At 42.5% G+C, this 15,727-nt stretch carries 13 protein-coding genes; 5 read left to right on the plus strand and 8 right to left on the minus strand.

Going from position 1 to position 15,727, the window contains the following annotated elements:
* Positions 1-119 precede the first annotated feature (119 nt).
* On the minus strand, positions 120-1,250 hold the full coding sequence (locus ACED48_RS01485) for an HlyD family secretion protein (RefSeq protein ID WP_017057879.1): 1,131 nt from the start codon (positions 1,248-1,250) through the stop codon (positions 120-122).
* A complete protein-coding gene (locus ACED48_RS01490) occupies positions 1,250-1,645 on the minus strand; it encodes a DUF3302 domain-containing protein (protein ID WP_017057880.1) in 396 nt (131 codons plus the stop codon). Before ACED48_RS01490 ends, ACED48_RS01485 begins: the two co-directional genes overlap by 1 nt.
* Before the next feature lie 303 nt (positions 1,646-1,948).
* Between ACED48_RS01490 and ACED48_RS01495 the strand changes: the two genes are divergently transcribed.
* Entirely contained in the window at positions 1,949-2,857 is a 909-nt protein-coding gene (locus ACED48_RS01495) for a DMT family transporter (protein WP_017057881.1), read from the plus strand.
* Between the two features lie 106 nt (positions 2,858-2,963).
* On the opposite strand, the gene ACED48_RS01500 is transcribed toward ACED48_RS01495, so the two are convergent.
* The 4 genes from ACED48_RS01500 to deoD form a co-directional block, all read right to left on the minus strand.
* Positions 2,964-4,544: a GGDEF domain-containing protein gene (locus ACED48_RS01500; protein ID WP_029627193.1), complete on the minus strand. Its 1,581-nt coding sequence runs from the start codon at positions 4,542-4,544 to the stop codon at positions 2,964-2,966.
* A complete protein-coding gene (locus ACED48_RS01505; protein WP_017057883.1) occupies positions 4,544-6,013 on the minus strand; it encodes a hypothetical protein in 1,470 nt (489 codons plus the stop codon). The genes ACED48_RS01500 and ACED48_RS01505 overlap by 1 nt, the downstream gene beginning before the upstream one ends.
* A gap of 186 nt (positions 6,014-6,199) precedes the next feature.
* The gene (locus ACED48_RS01510; RefSeq protein ID WP_017057884.1) at positions 6,200-7,669 is read right to left on the minus strand and encodes a lactate dehydrogenase; all 1,470 of its coding nucleotides are present in this window, start codon (positions 7,667-7,669) and stop codon (positions 6,200-6,202) included.
* Positions 7,670-7,787: 118 nt separating this feature from the next.
* Positions 7,788-8,498: a purine-nucleoside phosphorylase gene (gene deoD, locus ACED48_RS01515; protein ID WP_017057885.1), complete on the minus strand. Its 711-nt coding sequence runs from the start codon at positions 8,496-8,498 to the stop codon at positions 7,788-7,790.
* Between the two features lie 346 nt (positions 8,499-8,844).
* Here deoD and ACED48_RS01520 point away from each other — a divergent pair, with 346 nt between their 5' ends.
* Positions 8,845-9,822: a L,D-transpeptidase family protein gene (locus ACED48_RS01520; protein ID WP_017057886.1), complete on the plus strand. Its 978-nt coding sequence runs from the start codon at positions 8,845-8,847 to the stop codon at positions 9,820-9,822.
* 166 nt (positions 9,823-9,988) lie between these two features.
* Here ACED48_RS01520 and ACED48_RS01525 read toward each other — a convergent pair whose 3' ends face one another.
* Positions 9,989-10,255, minus strand: coding sequence for an Lpp/OprI family alanine-zipper lipoprotein (locus ACED48_RS01525; RefSeq protein ID WP_017057887.1), 267 nt, complete (start codon positions 10,253-10,255; stop codon positions 9,989-9,991).
* A 362-nt stretch (positions 10,256-10,617) separates the two neighbouring features.
* On the opposite strand from ACED48_RS01525, the gene ACED48_RS01530 reads away from it, so the two are divergent.
* Positions 10,618-11,949 carry a DEAD/DEAH box helicase gene (locus tag ACED48_RS01530; RefSeq protein ID WP_017057888.1) on the plus strand — a complete coding sequence of 444 codons (1,332 nt, stop codon included), beginning with the start codon at positions 10,618-10,620 and terminating at the stop codon, positions 11,947-11,949.
* Positions 11,950-12,115: 166 nt separating this feature from the next.
* Here the strand turns inward: ACED48_RS01530 and ACED48_RS01535 are convergent, their stop codons facing one another.
* Positions 12,116-13,363 carry an SGNH/GDSL hydrolase family protein gene (locus tag ACED48_RS01535; RefSeq protein WP_017057889.1) on the minus strand — a complete coding sequence of 416 codons (1,248 nt, stop codon included), beginning with the start codon at positions 13,361-13,363 and terminating at the stop codon, positions 12,116-12,118.
* Positions 13,364-13,735: 372 nt separating this feature from the next.
* Between ACED48_RS01535 and ACED48_RS01540 the strand changes: the two genes are divergently transcribed.
* Positions 13,736-14,677 (plus strand): triacylglycerol lipase, encoded by a 942-nt coding sequence (locus tag ACED48_RS01540; RefSeq protein WP_017057890.1) that lies wholly within the window; start codon positions 13,736-13,738, stop codon positions 14,675-14,677.
* Between the two features lie 38 nt (positions 14,678-14,715).
* On the plus strand, positions 14,716-15,609 hold the full coding sequence (locus ACED48_RS01545) for a lipase secretion chaperone (RefSeq protein WP_017057891.1): 894 nt from the start codon (positions 14,716-14,718) through the stop codon (positions 15,607-15,609).
* The last annotated feature ends 118 nt before the right edge of the window (positions 15,610-15,727 follow it).

Consider the following 15,727-nt stretch of genomic DNA (forward strand, 5'->3'; position numbering starts at 1 on the left):
ACGGTTAATTGAGCAATAAAAAAGCCAGAACAGGTCCGGCTTTTTTACTTATATTAACAATATGTTAGGTCCACTTGAGGGCTAAGTGCCGTTAATTTAGTGACCTAGAGAGCTGTGACTTAGTGATCTAGGTATAAATAATTCTGCCAGCTCTTCATGCGAATAAGGACTTTACGCATGATAGACACGTGAGTGAAGCTGTCTGAATAAACAGCAACCTCAACCGCGGTACCCATAGGCAAGTGGTATTCCGACAGATCGTCCGTTATGGATAACTTAACAAATACACGGCCGTTAGTGCGTAGGGCATCAGTACCTAATAGTGCGCCTCTGGCTTGGAATTGACTTTCTCCAATTGCTGGAATTACTTCGTCAATACGTCCTTTAAAGACTTTCCCTGGTAGCGCTCTGAATAAAAATTCAGCTTCGTAGCCAGGCTTTAGACGTTGTAATGAATTTTGTCTGAATGCTGCGGTATAGAATTTATCTTCGGTATGAACAAAAGTCATAACTGGAGCGAGAGGCAGCGGGACTGACATTACGCCAGGGCGGAGAGCTAATTGAGTCACGTAACCATCGGTTGGTGCTCTAACTACGGTTTGCTCAAGGTCGAACTTAGCTTTGCGCAATTCAGCTAACAAGCTTAAAACGGCTGTGTTCTCGCCACCTATTTCAGAATCTAAGGCTATTTTTGTTTGTTCTAGGCTAGCGTTGGCCACTTTTACCGCAGCTTCCGATGCCTTGTACGCTTGCCTGCGAGTGTCGAGTTGTTGCTCGGTAAAGGCCCCGCTGTCATAACCACGCTTATAACGAGAGAATTCACGCTGGGCTTTATCTCTCTCTGCTATCGCTTTGATTCTTGCGGCCTCTGCTTCGGCTACTTCTGATTCCATCCCAAGAGCACCTTGGCTTGCTTCTTTTACTTTAGCCTCTAATCTTGCGACTTCAGCTTCGAATGGAACAGGATCGATTTTGAAAAGTATATCCCCTTGTTTAAGAGGCTTGTTTGCCTTTACAGGCACTTCGATAACTTTGCCCCTAACGCCTGAAACGACTGGCGTTGTTGAGTAAACTTGGTTACCAATTTGCGTGAAAGGGTGGTTGTAGTTCATCAGCAGGATCAAAGTACCAATGATGATAACACCACCAAGAACAGCCGTTGGTACAGTCCACTTGTTTAGCGGGATCTTAAATACTTTGAATATGGTGATACAAAGTGCCGCATAGGTCATTATCAGCAGTAAATCCATTATTTAGCCTCCTGATCTTGAACGTTATTTGTCTCTTTCTCTAGACTGCTTTGCTTAGTACTCGCTTGCTTGAGTTGTACGATTTCTTCCTGAAGGGTACTCACTTGATCGATGAGAATATCGACGCGATGATGAATGTCGTGCTGTTCTTCTTCAAGCTTAGCGAAGCCCCAACCACGATCTTTGCGCCATAGCGTGGCCCAAATCCAGAGAAACGGCCATATTGCATGTAAGGTGAATAGGCTAACCCAACCAGAGACGTGAATAGCATCTTGATGAGGGTGGTTACGTTCTTTTGCTATTTCATAAGGAATATCGTGAATAACGATGATGCCGTAAAAGATTACTAATGCTACGAATACAAGTAAACCTAGTGCAAAGTAGTCTAAAAACATAACAGATCCTTCCAATGATAGATATTAGTTATAAATATATTACGCTATGATCCAAGTAATTGTTATAGAAATGATTTACCAAGTTGAAAATAAATGTGTTTGCTTTTAACACGAGTACTACCCTTGTGAAATCTTATTGAATCCTATTCACGTTAAGTTAGGAAGCTACTGTTATCTTGGTTGGAGTTGTCAGAACGAAATTTTGTCGTAAGCCTATTCACTCATAATTGCTCACAACCAGAAATTGAGGTGATGAAGATTACTATTTTTAGTGAAATGCATAATTACTGAGGATAAACACGGATGTATATAGGGGAATTAGCGGCCATAGGTGCTGCGATTGTATGGGCCTGCGCGACATGGATTTATGGGCAATTCGGACATCGCTTTTCAGCTATGCAACTTAACATTGTTAAGGGTATTGTGGCTTCAGGCATGATGCTGCTTGTGATGCCTTTTATCCCAATGCCTGAATTTGAACTCAGTGCCAACCATTTTTGGATATTGGCTATTTCGGGTGTTATTGGCATCGCTATTGGAGATAGTGCTTATTTTGCGGCATTGAAAAGAATCGGTGCCAATAAGACCTTGTTACTTGAGTCTTTAGCTCCCCCTCTTTCTGGCGTACTGGCATTAATGTTCCTTGGCGCTGTATTGACGTTACAAAGCTGGTTTGCTGTCGTAATAACGACGGTAGCGGTGACGTTTGTCGTCTTTCAACCGTCTGGGCTAGCGAGCGGAGACTCTCTTTATAATGACAAAGTACAATGGAAAGGTATTGGATTTGGGCTTGTGGCGAGTGTGTGTCAGGCTTCGGGCGTGGTCATTTCTCATTACGCTCTTGTGGCGGGCGATCTTCCACCATTGCTAGGGGCATTGATTCGCCTGACCGTTGGTGTACTTGCTGTGATGTTTATTATTCCTTTTGTTGAGAGTAAGCCTTACTCATCTATAAAAAGAGATTTATGGGAAATGACGAAGCTCGACAAACTTTGGCTATCAGGGGCGATATTTGTTGGAACGTTTTTGGCGTTGTGGCTTCAACAAGTTGCGTTGAAAAATGCTAACCCTGCTATCGCACAAACGTTGATAGCGACTAGCCCAGTCTTTATTTTGGTGATTTATGCCTTACAAGGGGAAAGAGTCTCAAAACAGAGTGTTATTGGGACAATTGCTGCTTTAGGTGGAATCTCTCTTTTTTTCTATCAATAGTTCTTTTTCTATCAATGGGTGTATTTTTCTATAAGTAGCGGCATGCCGGTCCATTGTGACCTTAGAGGGAGTGAAGGTACAGACCGTTATTTACATAGTAAAAATACTACTCTGTACATACTTGATTTCGGCCATTAGCTTTGGCTCGGTACAGAGCTTTGTCTGCTCGGTAGAAGGTGCGCTGAGTATTTTCTCCCTCGCGATGCATAGTGATACCAATACTGACGGTTAAGCCTCGCTCTCCCAATATCTCATGCCAGCCGAATTGGAAAATGCGTTCTCGATAATTTTCAGAGTGCATTTCTGCTTTTTCAAGATTGGTGTTCTCAATAATGACCAAAAACTCTTCACCACCAAACCTGACGCATGACGCGCCTTTAAACTTAAAGTAAGAGTGTAATTCTTGAGAAACACTGACAATCGCTTTATCACCGACTAAATGGCTAAGCTCGTCGTTAATCGATTTGAAGTGATCAATATCGACAACCATCAACGCGAAAGGTGTTTCGTGCAACAGCATATCTTTAAGCTTTACATCTAACCATCGTCTGTTATGTAGGCCTGTTAGTGGATCGGTGAATACATCTTGTTGTAGTTGAGCAACTGCATTTTTATGTTGTTCAGTGGTTTCTTTCAACTCACGATTTTCTTGCTCAGACAGAATTAGCTTTAGTTGTAGCTCAAAACGCGAAAGACGGCGCAGTTGGCTCGATCCGAGTTCGCTGATCGGGATCTGTTTCATGAGATCCGTTTCAATCCGGTAGCCCTTTTTCTCATAGTTCAGTGCTTCTTGAAAGCGACCTTGATTCATACACACATCGCTCAAGGAGTCGTAGAAACGCTTTGCAAGAACGGGGGATGAGTATTCATTCACACGTTTGCTTGTATTCGAAAGAATCATGCTGGCGTATTCTTGTTTGCCATTCGCGCTGAAGCAATGCGCGAGTTCTAGACGCGTCATGATAGAAAGCCAACTCGCTTGGGTGTTGTTAGCAGAATAGTGAACTTTAGATAGGCAGCGTAGTGCATCGTGATATTTTTTCTTGGCGCGGAGCACTTTTGCTTGATAAAGCAGTATCTGAGCCGTGAGTAGCTTGTCACTTACCAAAATACTCAGTTCTTCACATTCGTTCAGTAAATCATTGGCCGCTGTAATACGGTTGAGCAACAAGAGGCTAGCCACCATATGCAGTTTGAATTTGAGTCGCAGTGAACGACTACTTATCGCATGGTCAATGCTATTTATTTTTTGGTAATAACGTAAAGCTCGGTTGTGATCACCATAGGCATCACACAGGTTGCCCATACCTAAAATGGCCATCACGTACTCATCGATGTAGCCGTATTCAACAGCGATGGACGAAGAACTTACGAATTCATTCAGTGCAGAGGTGTAATTACCTATTTCAACTAAGCGATCACTTAGGCTAGTCTTGACCGTAAGAATGTCTTCTATATCAGTGGGTAAATGCAGTAAGTCGAGAGCAAGTTTCAATTCTTCTATACTGGTTTGATTTTGTTGCAACTCAGCTCGATATTCAGAGCTGATAATATAACAGTGTGCTTGTTCTGTTTTTGTTGTTGAAACGTGCTGACGAATATGATTCCAGAATATGATCGCCTCTTCACCAGAAACTGATGATGGGTCTAAACCAGCATCCGTGATCTTGCTTAATAGGATTTCCATCATAATCTTACCTTTGCATCGTCTTCTTCAAGTTGTTCAAGAGTAAACGGGAACGTCAATATGTCGTTGAGACTAACGGTAGGCTTCGAACCTTTTAGCCCTTTTCTGTGCCATGGGTATATATCAAGCATGGTGGTAAGGGTTTGAAAAGTTTCCTCTGCGGCCTCTCCTTTTTCGGAAAGCATAAGAGCAACACGTTCTGAACTTAACCTTGAAATGAAATCGTTTTGGTTACATAAAGTGTGAGCAATTTCGGTGCAGACATCTAAGTAATCGGTATCGATGTGCTGAAACATAATAATGCTGTGGTTTGAACGTTTGAGCTCTGTTTTAAAGAGAACCAGTTGCTCCCACCAAAAGGTTTCAGAAACGACATGAGAAAGGTGTTTTTCGGGGTCATACTCATGTTGGCCACGAATACGATTAATCAGCTTTCGAGCTCTCTGCTCTAATTGACGCTTTGAACTGCGTGCTTTATCTAAACCGACTCGGGTTGTTTGCTCTCGAAGCATATCGATAGAATACTGGCGATACTTTTTAAAAGCGATTAACGCCACTTTAAACTCTTGGTTTTCTTCTGCAACTAGAGACTGTTGGTAACAAATTTGACTAAGTAACTCACCGTTATCGAATTCGTTCGCAGATTGTTCGGCGAGCCTGAGTAGTTCTGCCGCTTGCTCTGGCCTTTTTCTTAGGAGCTCTAATCGAGCTCGGCTGATGTAGGAGTGTGCCTTCATCCATACTAGATTGTGTTTTACTGCCAAATTATGTGCTTTGGCTGTCGCGCGTTCTGCGTCATCTATACGTTCAAGGCCAAGTAGTGCTAGACCTCTGAAATCCCATACCTCTGCATGCCAAGTATTGTCTTTATGATCTTTTAATGCTTCTTCTGCACCGTCGAGTACCGACAGCATTTCAACATAGTTGTTGAGCAGATAGTAATCCCAAGCGAGCAGTATCCTGGCTTTGCCCTCTAACCAACCAATACGTCTGTTGTTAGCGACTTTCACGGCGAGCTGGTGGGTAGAGCGTGCTAGTTTATACTCGTGGGTAATTCGCCAAATGTTACCTAGGCCAATGAGACATTCAATTTGTATCTCCACTTCATCAACTAGCGCTGATTGTTCTAATGCATTGATCCAGAATTGTTGGGCGGAGTAGTACTTGGCTTGCCCCCAAAATTGGAGAGCGTGTAAATGGAGTATTTCAGGGAGAAAAAGATCAGTATCTAATCGGCTTTGTCGTTTGAGGGCTTCTTTGATGTACTTTAAACCTTTTTGGTAGTCCATTAGGTTCCAGGAGCATCTGGCCATTAACATCAGTGACTGGATCGCGCCCTCTTCAAACAGAACTTGCTCTGACCTAACGAGGCATTGCTGTGCAATCTCTAAGATCACCAATGGTTCAGAGTCGACGCGAGTTTTGAGTTGTTCTAGTTCTGTTTCAAGAAGGTACTGATTTTTGTCCAAGGCTTAGATCCATAATTATCGAGCATATTGATAGCACAACCATTATAAGAGTGTGATTTAGGATAAACACTAATTATCTTTCTTAGAGCATTAAAGGAACATCTATCTTTTACAATTATGGGGGATACATCATGTTGCTACTTTTAAATCAACGAGTTCCCGAATAAATCGCTACATGTTCTATTTCTATGAAAGCAGTTGCTTTAGGGTCAATGGTTGCTCCGCGACACCTAAACGTTGCGCTGCAGTAAGCCCTTGCTTATCTTGGTAGCACAGATTGTGCCAAGCTCTAAATATGTCGAGTAATGGAAGAATTCCTCCAGGACGAAGTTTACGTCTAGGTTCATTAATGAAGCTATCAAATAAGACTTGAAAACGCTGTTGATAGAACTTAGTTTGCTGTATTGAGGCGATGTTAAACCACTGTTTTGGCTCGGGATTACTACCAGTTAGGTAGCAAATTCCTTTTTGATTATAACCTTGATTTGCGATAGCCCAACGATCACGCCACCAACTCATATGAACAATGTCGATTTTTTCAAAACTTTGACCATCTTGCCAACCCGAATCTTCCTCTACATACATAAGGTCAATATTTTGACTCTGGATGCGCGGCAAACATACGCTTAGGGCGGCAGACCTTAGTAATGGGTCTTGTGGCATATAGATAGCGACATGTTTATTCTCATCACACATATCAAGTACATGTAGAAAGTGAGCATAGGAGGTGTAGGGTGGTCGAACTAATGCCCCTTTCGAAGGGTAGCTAAACGTGGTGAGGTTGCCCATAGGATCTTCAACGTTTCCTCTGGCAAGAATTACTTGGTATTGCTGTTCAATGCGCTCTTTCAGTTTGTCTGAGGACTGAGGTATTTCTAGGTTAGCTTCTGAAGAGTGTTCTTTGGATACAAAGCGCGCAACATCATCATAAGGGTTATGATCAATATTCCCTGACGGTTCTTCATTTTGAGAGTAATTAACGTGTTGGCAAAGGATATAGCCGGAATGGGCCTCGCCAGTCGCGATCCAAACGACGCCATTATTACTTTGTGGCTGCAAGCGCTGATAATGGGAAGCGAATTGATAGTCTTGAGCATGGTTAACCCATCGTGCATCTATCATCGCTAACTTGCGACGACAACGGCTCGCGATATGGTCAACATGATCGTAGAAAGTCTTGGGGTTGATATCAAGCTTTCTACAGATTTCACGTACGGAATAGCCCATGAACAATAAGCCCATAAGGTTTTCTTGAAACTGAAGTTTTTTATTGGATCCAGACCACTTGTCAACGAAGGTGGATTGACAGTCTTTGCATCGATATCTTTGCTTGTCGCCACTATAGCCAAAGGCATGATAAAGGTGCTTGTGGGTATGGACCGATAAGCCGAAATTATCGCAATCATCATTGCGACAAGCAGGAAGGCCATCGCTGTGAAGTTGTCGTAGGCGATGAAGTTCGCTTAACACTTCACGATTGTTAAGTAAGGGGGGGAAAGCTCCACACTCACGACAAACCATCGCTGGACGCTTAGGATTCGCATGTTGCAAAACATATCGTTTTGCATCGCTCAAGCCAAAGTTGTCACACGCCAATGTTTTACAAAAGTTGAGTTGTAATCCATCCGCATCTTTTGGCAGCTTGTCGTTGGACACAATCGCCCCCTCGGGGTTATTTAGGCAGCCAAGCGAACTTGGCTGCGTGGTATTGCGTTTCAAACTATCTATTAGCAAAAATACAGTTAGTGTTAGAAATGCATCTATTGTCTAATGATTAGATGTTGATTGCAGTCTCTAAAGCGACTTTCATCATGTCGTTGAACGACTTTTGACGCTCTTCTGAGCTTAGTTTCTCACCACGAATTATATGATCAGAAACTGTCAGAATAGTCAGTGCTTTAGCACCTAGATCCGCAGCAACACCGTAAATACCAGCCGCTTCCATATCAACACCAAGAATGCCTAGTTTTTCCATTTTTTCGAAAAGGTCAGCTTCTGGTGTGTAGAAAAGGTCTGCAGAAAATACGTTACCTACTTTTACTGGAACTTCCTGCGCTCGTGCTTGATTTACCGCTTCTTCTAGAAGATCGAAATCAGCGATAGCTGCGAAGTCGTGGTTGTTGAAACGAATTCGGTTAACTTTTGAATCGGTAGATGCACCCATGCCAATAACAACGTCCATTAGTTTAACGTCGTCACGTACTGCGCCACAGCTACCAACACGAATAACATTTTTGACGCCGTACTCAGCAATAAGCTCGTGTACGTAGATGCAACATGATGGAATACCCATACCGTGACCCATTACAGAAACTTTTTTACCTTTGTAAGTGCCTGTGTAACCAAACATGTTACGAACGTCACAAACTTGCTTCACATCATCAAGGAATGTTTCAGCAATGTATTTTGCGCGAAGCGGATCGCCCGGCATAAGTACTGTTTCTGCGAAATCACCAGCTTGCGCGTTAATATGAGGTGTAGCCATGGTCGTTCTCCAAAGTTTAAACGGTAATGATAGGAACTAGATTGAGTAAATTACCGATTCTGTTGAATTGAATTCATTTTGTTGAGGCAATATTAGCGAGTTAAAACGAGGCTCCATGAGATGTTTGTCACAAAATGGTTCTGCACTTACAGTTTTATTATTATAGATAACTAAATATGTTGAAATCGTAAAGGCAATCGATTTTGTGTGGTTAAATCGCTTGGAATCAAAAGAAGAACACGCATATTAAGAGCAAGATGGATATGCATTTACGTCAACTAATCATTGTAGAGACGTTTTATCAGCGATAATCTAAACTTTGATAAAAGACAAACCAAGGAATTGTATGTCCTATTGCGCTAACTCGACGCTTTTGATCTCTATGAAAACACAACTACGTAAGATCGCGCTGTTTGCCGTGAAAACGACTTTGCTTGTAGGAGTGACGACGGCTTCATCGTGGGTGTCAGCGGCGACTTTTGAGTTACCTTCTGCTGAAAGTCGCATAGTAGGCAGAATACAGCAACATGAAGTCGTTGAGGGTGAAACGTTAGCGATTATTGCCAAGCAGTACGATATTGGCTTTCTTTCGTTGATGGCAGCAAACAAAGGTGTGGACCCTTTTCTCCCAAAGGTAGGTTATGTATTAAGTATTCCTAGCCGTTTTATTTTACCGGACACTCCAAGGGAAGGGATTGTCATTAACCTTGCAGAGCTAAGGTTGTATTATTTTGAGCCTACTAGAAATCTGGTCCATGTTTTCCCTGTCGGAATCGGGCGGGTGGGGCGTGATACTCCAGAAATGATTACCAAGATAAGCCAGAAAAGACCAAACCCGACTTGGACCCCTCCTAACTCAATTCGTAAAGAGTATCTAGAGAAGGGAATTGAGTTACCACGAGTGGTTCCCGCAGGGCCGGAAAATCCGCTTGGTGAATATGCATTGAGACTTGCATATGGTATCGGGGATTATTTGATACACGGCACGAACAAAGATTTTGGAATAGGCTTGCGAGTCAGTTCTGGGTGTATCCGTATGGAACCTAAAGATATTGAGTGGCTCTTTGAGCAGGTTAGCCGTGGTGAGCAAGTCACAATAATTGATGAGCCGATTAAAGTATCACTCGAACCAGACAGAAGTGTGTTCGTTGAAGCACACGAACCATTGACGAGAAGTGACGGTTCTAAGAAATCTCTACAAATCCCGGTCGAATTGAAATGGTGGCTTGAAGATGCAGAGCTGCCTAACTCAAAAGCGAAAGCTGTTATCTTTGCTCAAAACGGTGTGCCTGTTGAGATAGCACCACCTGTGATTGAGTTTTAATTCGATGGCTCCTGTGGAAAGCGATACGGCTTTTCTCTCTCCTTGACCTTCATTTTTCTTATTTCAAATAAAAGCACCACTTCCGTCAAGAGGTGGTGCTATCTAATTACTGCTTTTTATTTCTACGACTTATTTGATTTAAAGCGCAATAGCGCTTGTATCTCAATTACTTCGTGTAAGACTCTGCAATGTTGTCGATACGGTCGTTAGCACGATCCGCTTCTTCTTTTGCTGCCATAGCGGCTGCAGATGCTTCTTGAGCCTTCATTTCAGCGGCAGCCTTGTCACTCTTAAGCGCTTCAACTTCGTTGCTTAGTTCAGCAACTTGGTTAGTCAATTGATCCATTTCTGACATTGCAGCCTCTTCTGGCTCAGAAGAACAACCAGCTAGAATGAAAACTGAGGCTGCAGCTGCGATTAATGTCTTATTCATAAGAACTCCTTGCTTATTTATCATCAAAAGATGCGCTATACATTTTTTATCATATAGTCGCTTCATTAATGATTGTAGCGACTAATTTTTTAAGCGCAAAATCAATAACTAAAGAAATTGTTAAATTTTTGAGGTAATTAGCTAGCTATCACAGTCTGTTTCATTTTTGAGATGGCGGTATTGGAATCAATTTTTGTCTCATTTAGTAGAGCTATCCCTTTGTTAGCAATGTATACAATGCTCTAGTGAACTTATAGATAACGGGATAAATTTACTGTGATCTCTATCCTTAGAAAGTACTTTCGCGGTATCATGTCACGTTAAAATAATTTTATTCAATACCATCATGACTGGAGAGTCCTTTGCACTTTAAAGATTTAGGCTTAGATAATCGCTTACTGAAGAACTTAAAACATTATGACTTTAAGAAAGCGACAGAGATCCAATCGAAAGCGATCCCTGTTGTTATTGCCGGTAAGGATCTATTGGCTTCATCAAAAACGGGATCCGGCAAAACATTGGCGTTTGTGTTGCCGATGATACACAAAGCATTAAAAACCAAAGCGTTTTCTGCTCGTGATCCTCGTGGTGTAATTTTGGCTCCTACTCGTGAATTAGCGAAGCAAGTCTACGGCGAATTACGTAGCATGCTTGGTGGCTTGTCTTATGAAGCGGCACTGATCTTAGGTGGTGAAAACTTCAACGACCAAGTTAAAGCATTGCGTAAATACCCTCGCTTTATCGTGGCGACTCCAGGCCGTCTTGCTGATCACCTAGAACATCGCTCATTGTTCCTCGATGGTGTTGAAACGCTAATCCTTGATGAAGCTGACCGTATGCTGGATTTAGGTTTCGCACCTGAATTGCGTCGCATTGCGAATGCAGCTAAGCACCGTCGTCGTCAAACGTTGATGTTCTCTGCGACGCTTGATCACGCGGAAGTGAATGGCATTGCAAATGAAATGCTAGACGCACCTAAGCGAATCTCTGTAGGTGTTTCTAACGAGCAGCACCTTGATATTACTCAGAAGTTTTACCTGTGTGATCACCTCGACCACAAAGAAGCTATTTTAGATCGTGTATTAGAAGAAGCTGAGTACCGTCAAGTGATGATCTTTACAGCAACTCGTGCAGATACTGATCGTCTAACAGAAAAATTGAACGAGAAGAAGCTTAAAGCGGTGGCCCTGAGTGGTAATCTAAACCAAACGCAACGAAATGCCATCATGAGCCAGTTCGAGCGTGCGGTTTATAAGATCTTAGTAACAACAGACGTTGCTTCACGTGGTATTGATATTCCAAATGTAAGCCACGTTATCAACTTTGATATGCCTAAGCACACGGAAGAGTATGTTCACCGTGTTGGCCGTACTGGTCGTGCTGGCAATAAAGGTGACGCGATTTCTTTGGTTGGCCCAAAAGATTGGGATAGCTTTAAGCGTGTTGAACTATATTTGCAACAAGACCTGACTTTCTCTGTGCTAGAAGGCCTAAAAGGCAAATTCAAAGGCATTAAACCACGTAAACCTGCTTTTGCTAAAGGTGCTCCAGCGAAGAAGAAAGCGAACACTCAAGCTAAGAAAACACCTAAGAAACCGGTTAAGCGCGATAAGAGCTTCCACCAGAATGTGGCTGTGGGCGATACTGTCTTTATCCCTAAGAAGAAAGTCGCACCAAAATTGGACGACGAGTAACCAATCAGTGTGAGCTAAACTGACGTAAATAAAAACCGCCGATAATGGCGGTTTTTTGTATCTGAAGCTTATTTGTATCGACTTTCGCTATTGAAGGCACCCCCAATTGAAAAAGTGAACTAAAACAGTAGAACCTTTCATTTACGTCTGACGGTCATTTCAATGATTAGAAATCGAACGTCGAGAATGAATACGCCAAGATATGATCTGCGATGTATTTGTGCGTTGCTGTCGTTGGGTGTGTAACTCCCCAAAATACATAACTGTCAGAACCATATGTAGCACAATCGTTTGTTAGGTTATGGCTTTGCAAATAGTCGGTTGATGAGCTTCTGCGAATATCCAGGCAAGCGTCACTCGCGTTTCGAAATCCATGCTGCTCTGGGTTATCAGTAATACTTGCGAAGAGTGCATTTGCGTCAAACAGTACCACGTTTTTTCCCATGCTTTGGTAATACTCGGCTTGGGTTTTGATAAATTTATTGAACTCCAAAATCTTGCCACGAACTTTGATAATTTCTTGCTCTGTCGAGTATTTGAATTGCGGAGCCTCTGTGGCATCTGGCAATGTGAACAGCAAGATATTGTTTGCACCAGACTCTGTTAAGCGGATCAAAGCGCTGCTGAAATCGGCTTTGACATCAGCGACTTCTCGGTTGTAATTCATGAAATCATTGAGGCCAAACTCTAGAGTAAACAGTGAATTCTCCGGACGATAGTTTTTCGCTAATTTCATATAGGTTAAGTACGACGTTACCTGGTCATAAACGCCAGTCAGCGCAACGTATTGATTAGTCCCGGCCGCTCCACCGACAGCCCAATTATACAACGGGACATCTTTGGCTTTTGCTAAATACTCAGTCCAGACGAGCCCGTTTGAAAAATGGCCTAAAAACCATGAGTTAGCATTGGGGAAAATCCATTGAGAGCCATTAAATAGGTTCCCTGTATCTGAAAGGCTATCACCAAAAGTGACAATGCGATTAATGGCATTGGATTGAACAGCGTTATCGTTGGTCCAGATGGAGTGGTTGTAAGAGAAGCGATTGTCTGCCGCAAAGTAGGTGATATCTGCGACATCATGTTGGATGTCGAGAGTTTGTTCACAACGCTCTTTGATTTCGGATTGAGGTACATCGCTGTAGAACATGTTTTTGAAGGAAACAGAAGACCACCAATATCCGTTAATCGTGTAATCATCGCCATTTTCTTTTTTTGCCCATTGCCAATCTGTACCTGGAGAGTCGTGCGATGCATCGGTTCGGTACCAACATCGAACATACGAATAGGTTTCTGAACCCTGTGTGCTGAGAACCTGCGCGGATGTGATGGATTGCGGTATTGGCACCGAATCTTCAGTTGCATAAGCACCAAAAGGTATAGTTAACGCGAGTATTAAAGCGGTATTTTTCATCACTGGATCTCTTGTTGTATTTAGGTAAGCCAAACAAAGACGTTGTTGCTTGTTTATAATTGAACATCTGTGTAACTGGTACGACCTATACCTAAAATCAATAACTTACGTCAATGCATTCGGGCTTGTTTCGATTCATAACTGGCATAAACATCAAATTTTCAACGAGTTTTCAGTTGTGCAATTACCAAGGTAAGAGACGCAATGTGCCAATTTGTCTTTTGTCTTACGAGTAACAATTATCGATGTTAATTGCAGCTGTTTAATTTAAGTTAGAAGTCACAAATATCGATCCCTTATTTTTTATTTTACAAAATCATAACCTACGGTTCTTTTACTCATCAGAGGTCTAATCTGTTTAAGGAAAGAACGTTGAAAAAGATATTCATTTGGGCAATTACCTACCTATTTTGCTTTAGTGCCTATGCTGGTACGAGTGCTTCGGCATTGGAAGCAAGCGGTTACACTGAAACGAAATATCCTATTGTGTTAGTACATGGGTTATTTGGTTTTGATACCTTGGCTGGTGTTGATTACTTTTATGGCATACCAGAATCTCTAGCAAAAGATGGCGCGAGGGTATACGTCGCTCAGGTATCGGCGACCAACAGCTCTGAAGTTCGAGGAGAGCAGTTACTTGCTCAAGTTGAAACGCTTATAGCAGCGACGGGGGCGAGTAAGGTTAATTTGATAGGGCATAGTCATGGAGGACCGACAGCCCGTTATGTGGCATCAGTTCGCCCTGATCTCGTTTCGTCTGTTACGAGTATCGGTGGTGTCCATAAAGGCTCAAAAGTGGCCGACCTAGTACGTGGAACTGTCGCAGAAGGTTCACCAACAGAAGATATTGCCGTTAAGCTAGCTGGTGGGTTAACGACACTTATTAACTTGTTGTCTGGTGGTTCAGACCTAGACCAAGACGGGCTTGCTTCCCTAGAAGCCCTAACGACAGAGGGCTCATTGGCGTTTAATCAGTTTTACCCTGAGGGGGTTCCTACCTCTGAATGTGGTGATGGTGAGTGGCAGGCGAGTAATGGCGTTTATTACTATTCGTGGACAGGGTCATCCACTTTTACCAACCTTCTTGATCCTACCGACGGAGCGATGACAATCCTTGGCTTAGCCTTCAATGAACCGAATGACGGACTAGTGGGAGCATGCAGCGCGCATTTAGGCAAAGTGATAGGGGATGACTACAAAATGAATCACCTCGATGAGATCAATGGAATGCTGGGTATTCATCACCTCTTTGAAACCGATCCGGTGACTTTATATCGTCAACATGCTAATCGATTGAAGTTAAGTGGCCTGTAGTTCGCAGTGTCATTGATCAAGATAACAAGGAAACCATGATGACAAAGACCGCCATTTTTTCGATAACTACGATAGCCCTGATGAGTATAGCGGCGGTCTTTTTATATGTAGAAAAAGACGATTTGAAATCAAATAATAATAGGGGAAAAGAGGTCTCTCCATTGAAAATAGCTTCGCAGCAAGATACCGATATTGATACAGCTTCAATCAAAGACATGATGGAATATTTCGTATCAGGTAATACACAGTTAACCCTTGAAGATATTCGGACTAACGTCGAGAAACACTATGCGCAATCACAAGTTGCAGTTGTTGATGAAGCACTATTTTCAAAATATATAGCGTATAAGTCGGCACTGGCTTCACTGGATGTGGGGGTTAACATTGTCTCAATTTCCGTTGAGGATTTACGTCTGCTTAATCAAGCGCTACTCGACCTTCAAGATCAGTTCTTTACTGAGGGTGAGATAAGTATTCTGTTTACGCATGATAATCGAATGAGGGAGATCGCTCTTGAAAAGTTGTTACTTAAACAAGAGGGTTTACAAGGGGAGGAATACCAGCAGCGGCTTGAGTTATATATGTTAGATCAGCCTGATTATGTGCAGTCGAGTTTTACAAACCAGAGATTACTGCAACAGCTATCAAATTCCGAGGCCATGGATCAGCAGGACAAATATTTGCTGAGAAATGAACTCGTGGGTGAAAAGGCTGCTCTGCGGCTTGAAGCACTTGATAAGCAAAGAGCGGACTTTGAAGGAACCTTAGAAATATATCTTACAGAACGAAATGAGATTTTGGATGATTCAGCACTCTCGGCACTTGAACAACAAGAGAGGGTTACTCAACTCAGGAATACACATTTTCTGCCACAGGAGTTTAGAAGAGTAAAAGCGATTGAAAGAATCAGAGCAGCAGAGCTTAGCCAGTAAAATTTTCCCAGAATCAAATAGTCACTATTTTTCCTAAATGTTAGCTAATTAATTGATTATAAAAGGAGTAACCTCCCAACCACGTAGACTCATTACCCCTCCAATATTTCAGTTCATT

The sequence above is a fragment of the Vibrio sp. 5S239 genome (assembly GCF_041439575.1).
Taxonomy (GTDB): Bacteria; Pseudomonadota; Gammaproteobacteria; order Enterobacterales; family Vibrionaceae; genus Vibrio; species Vibrio kanaloae.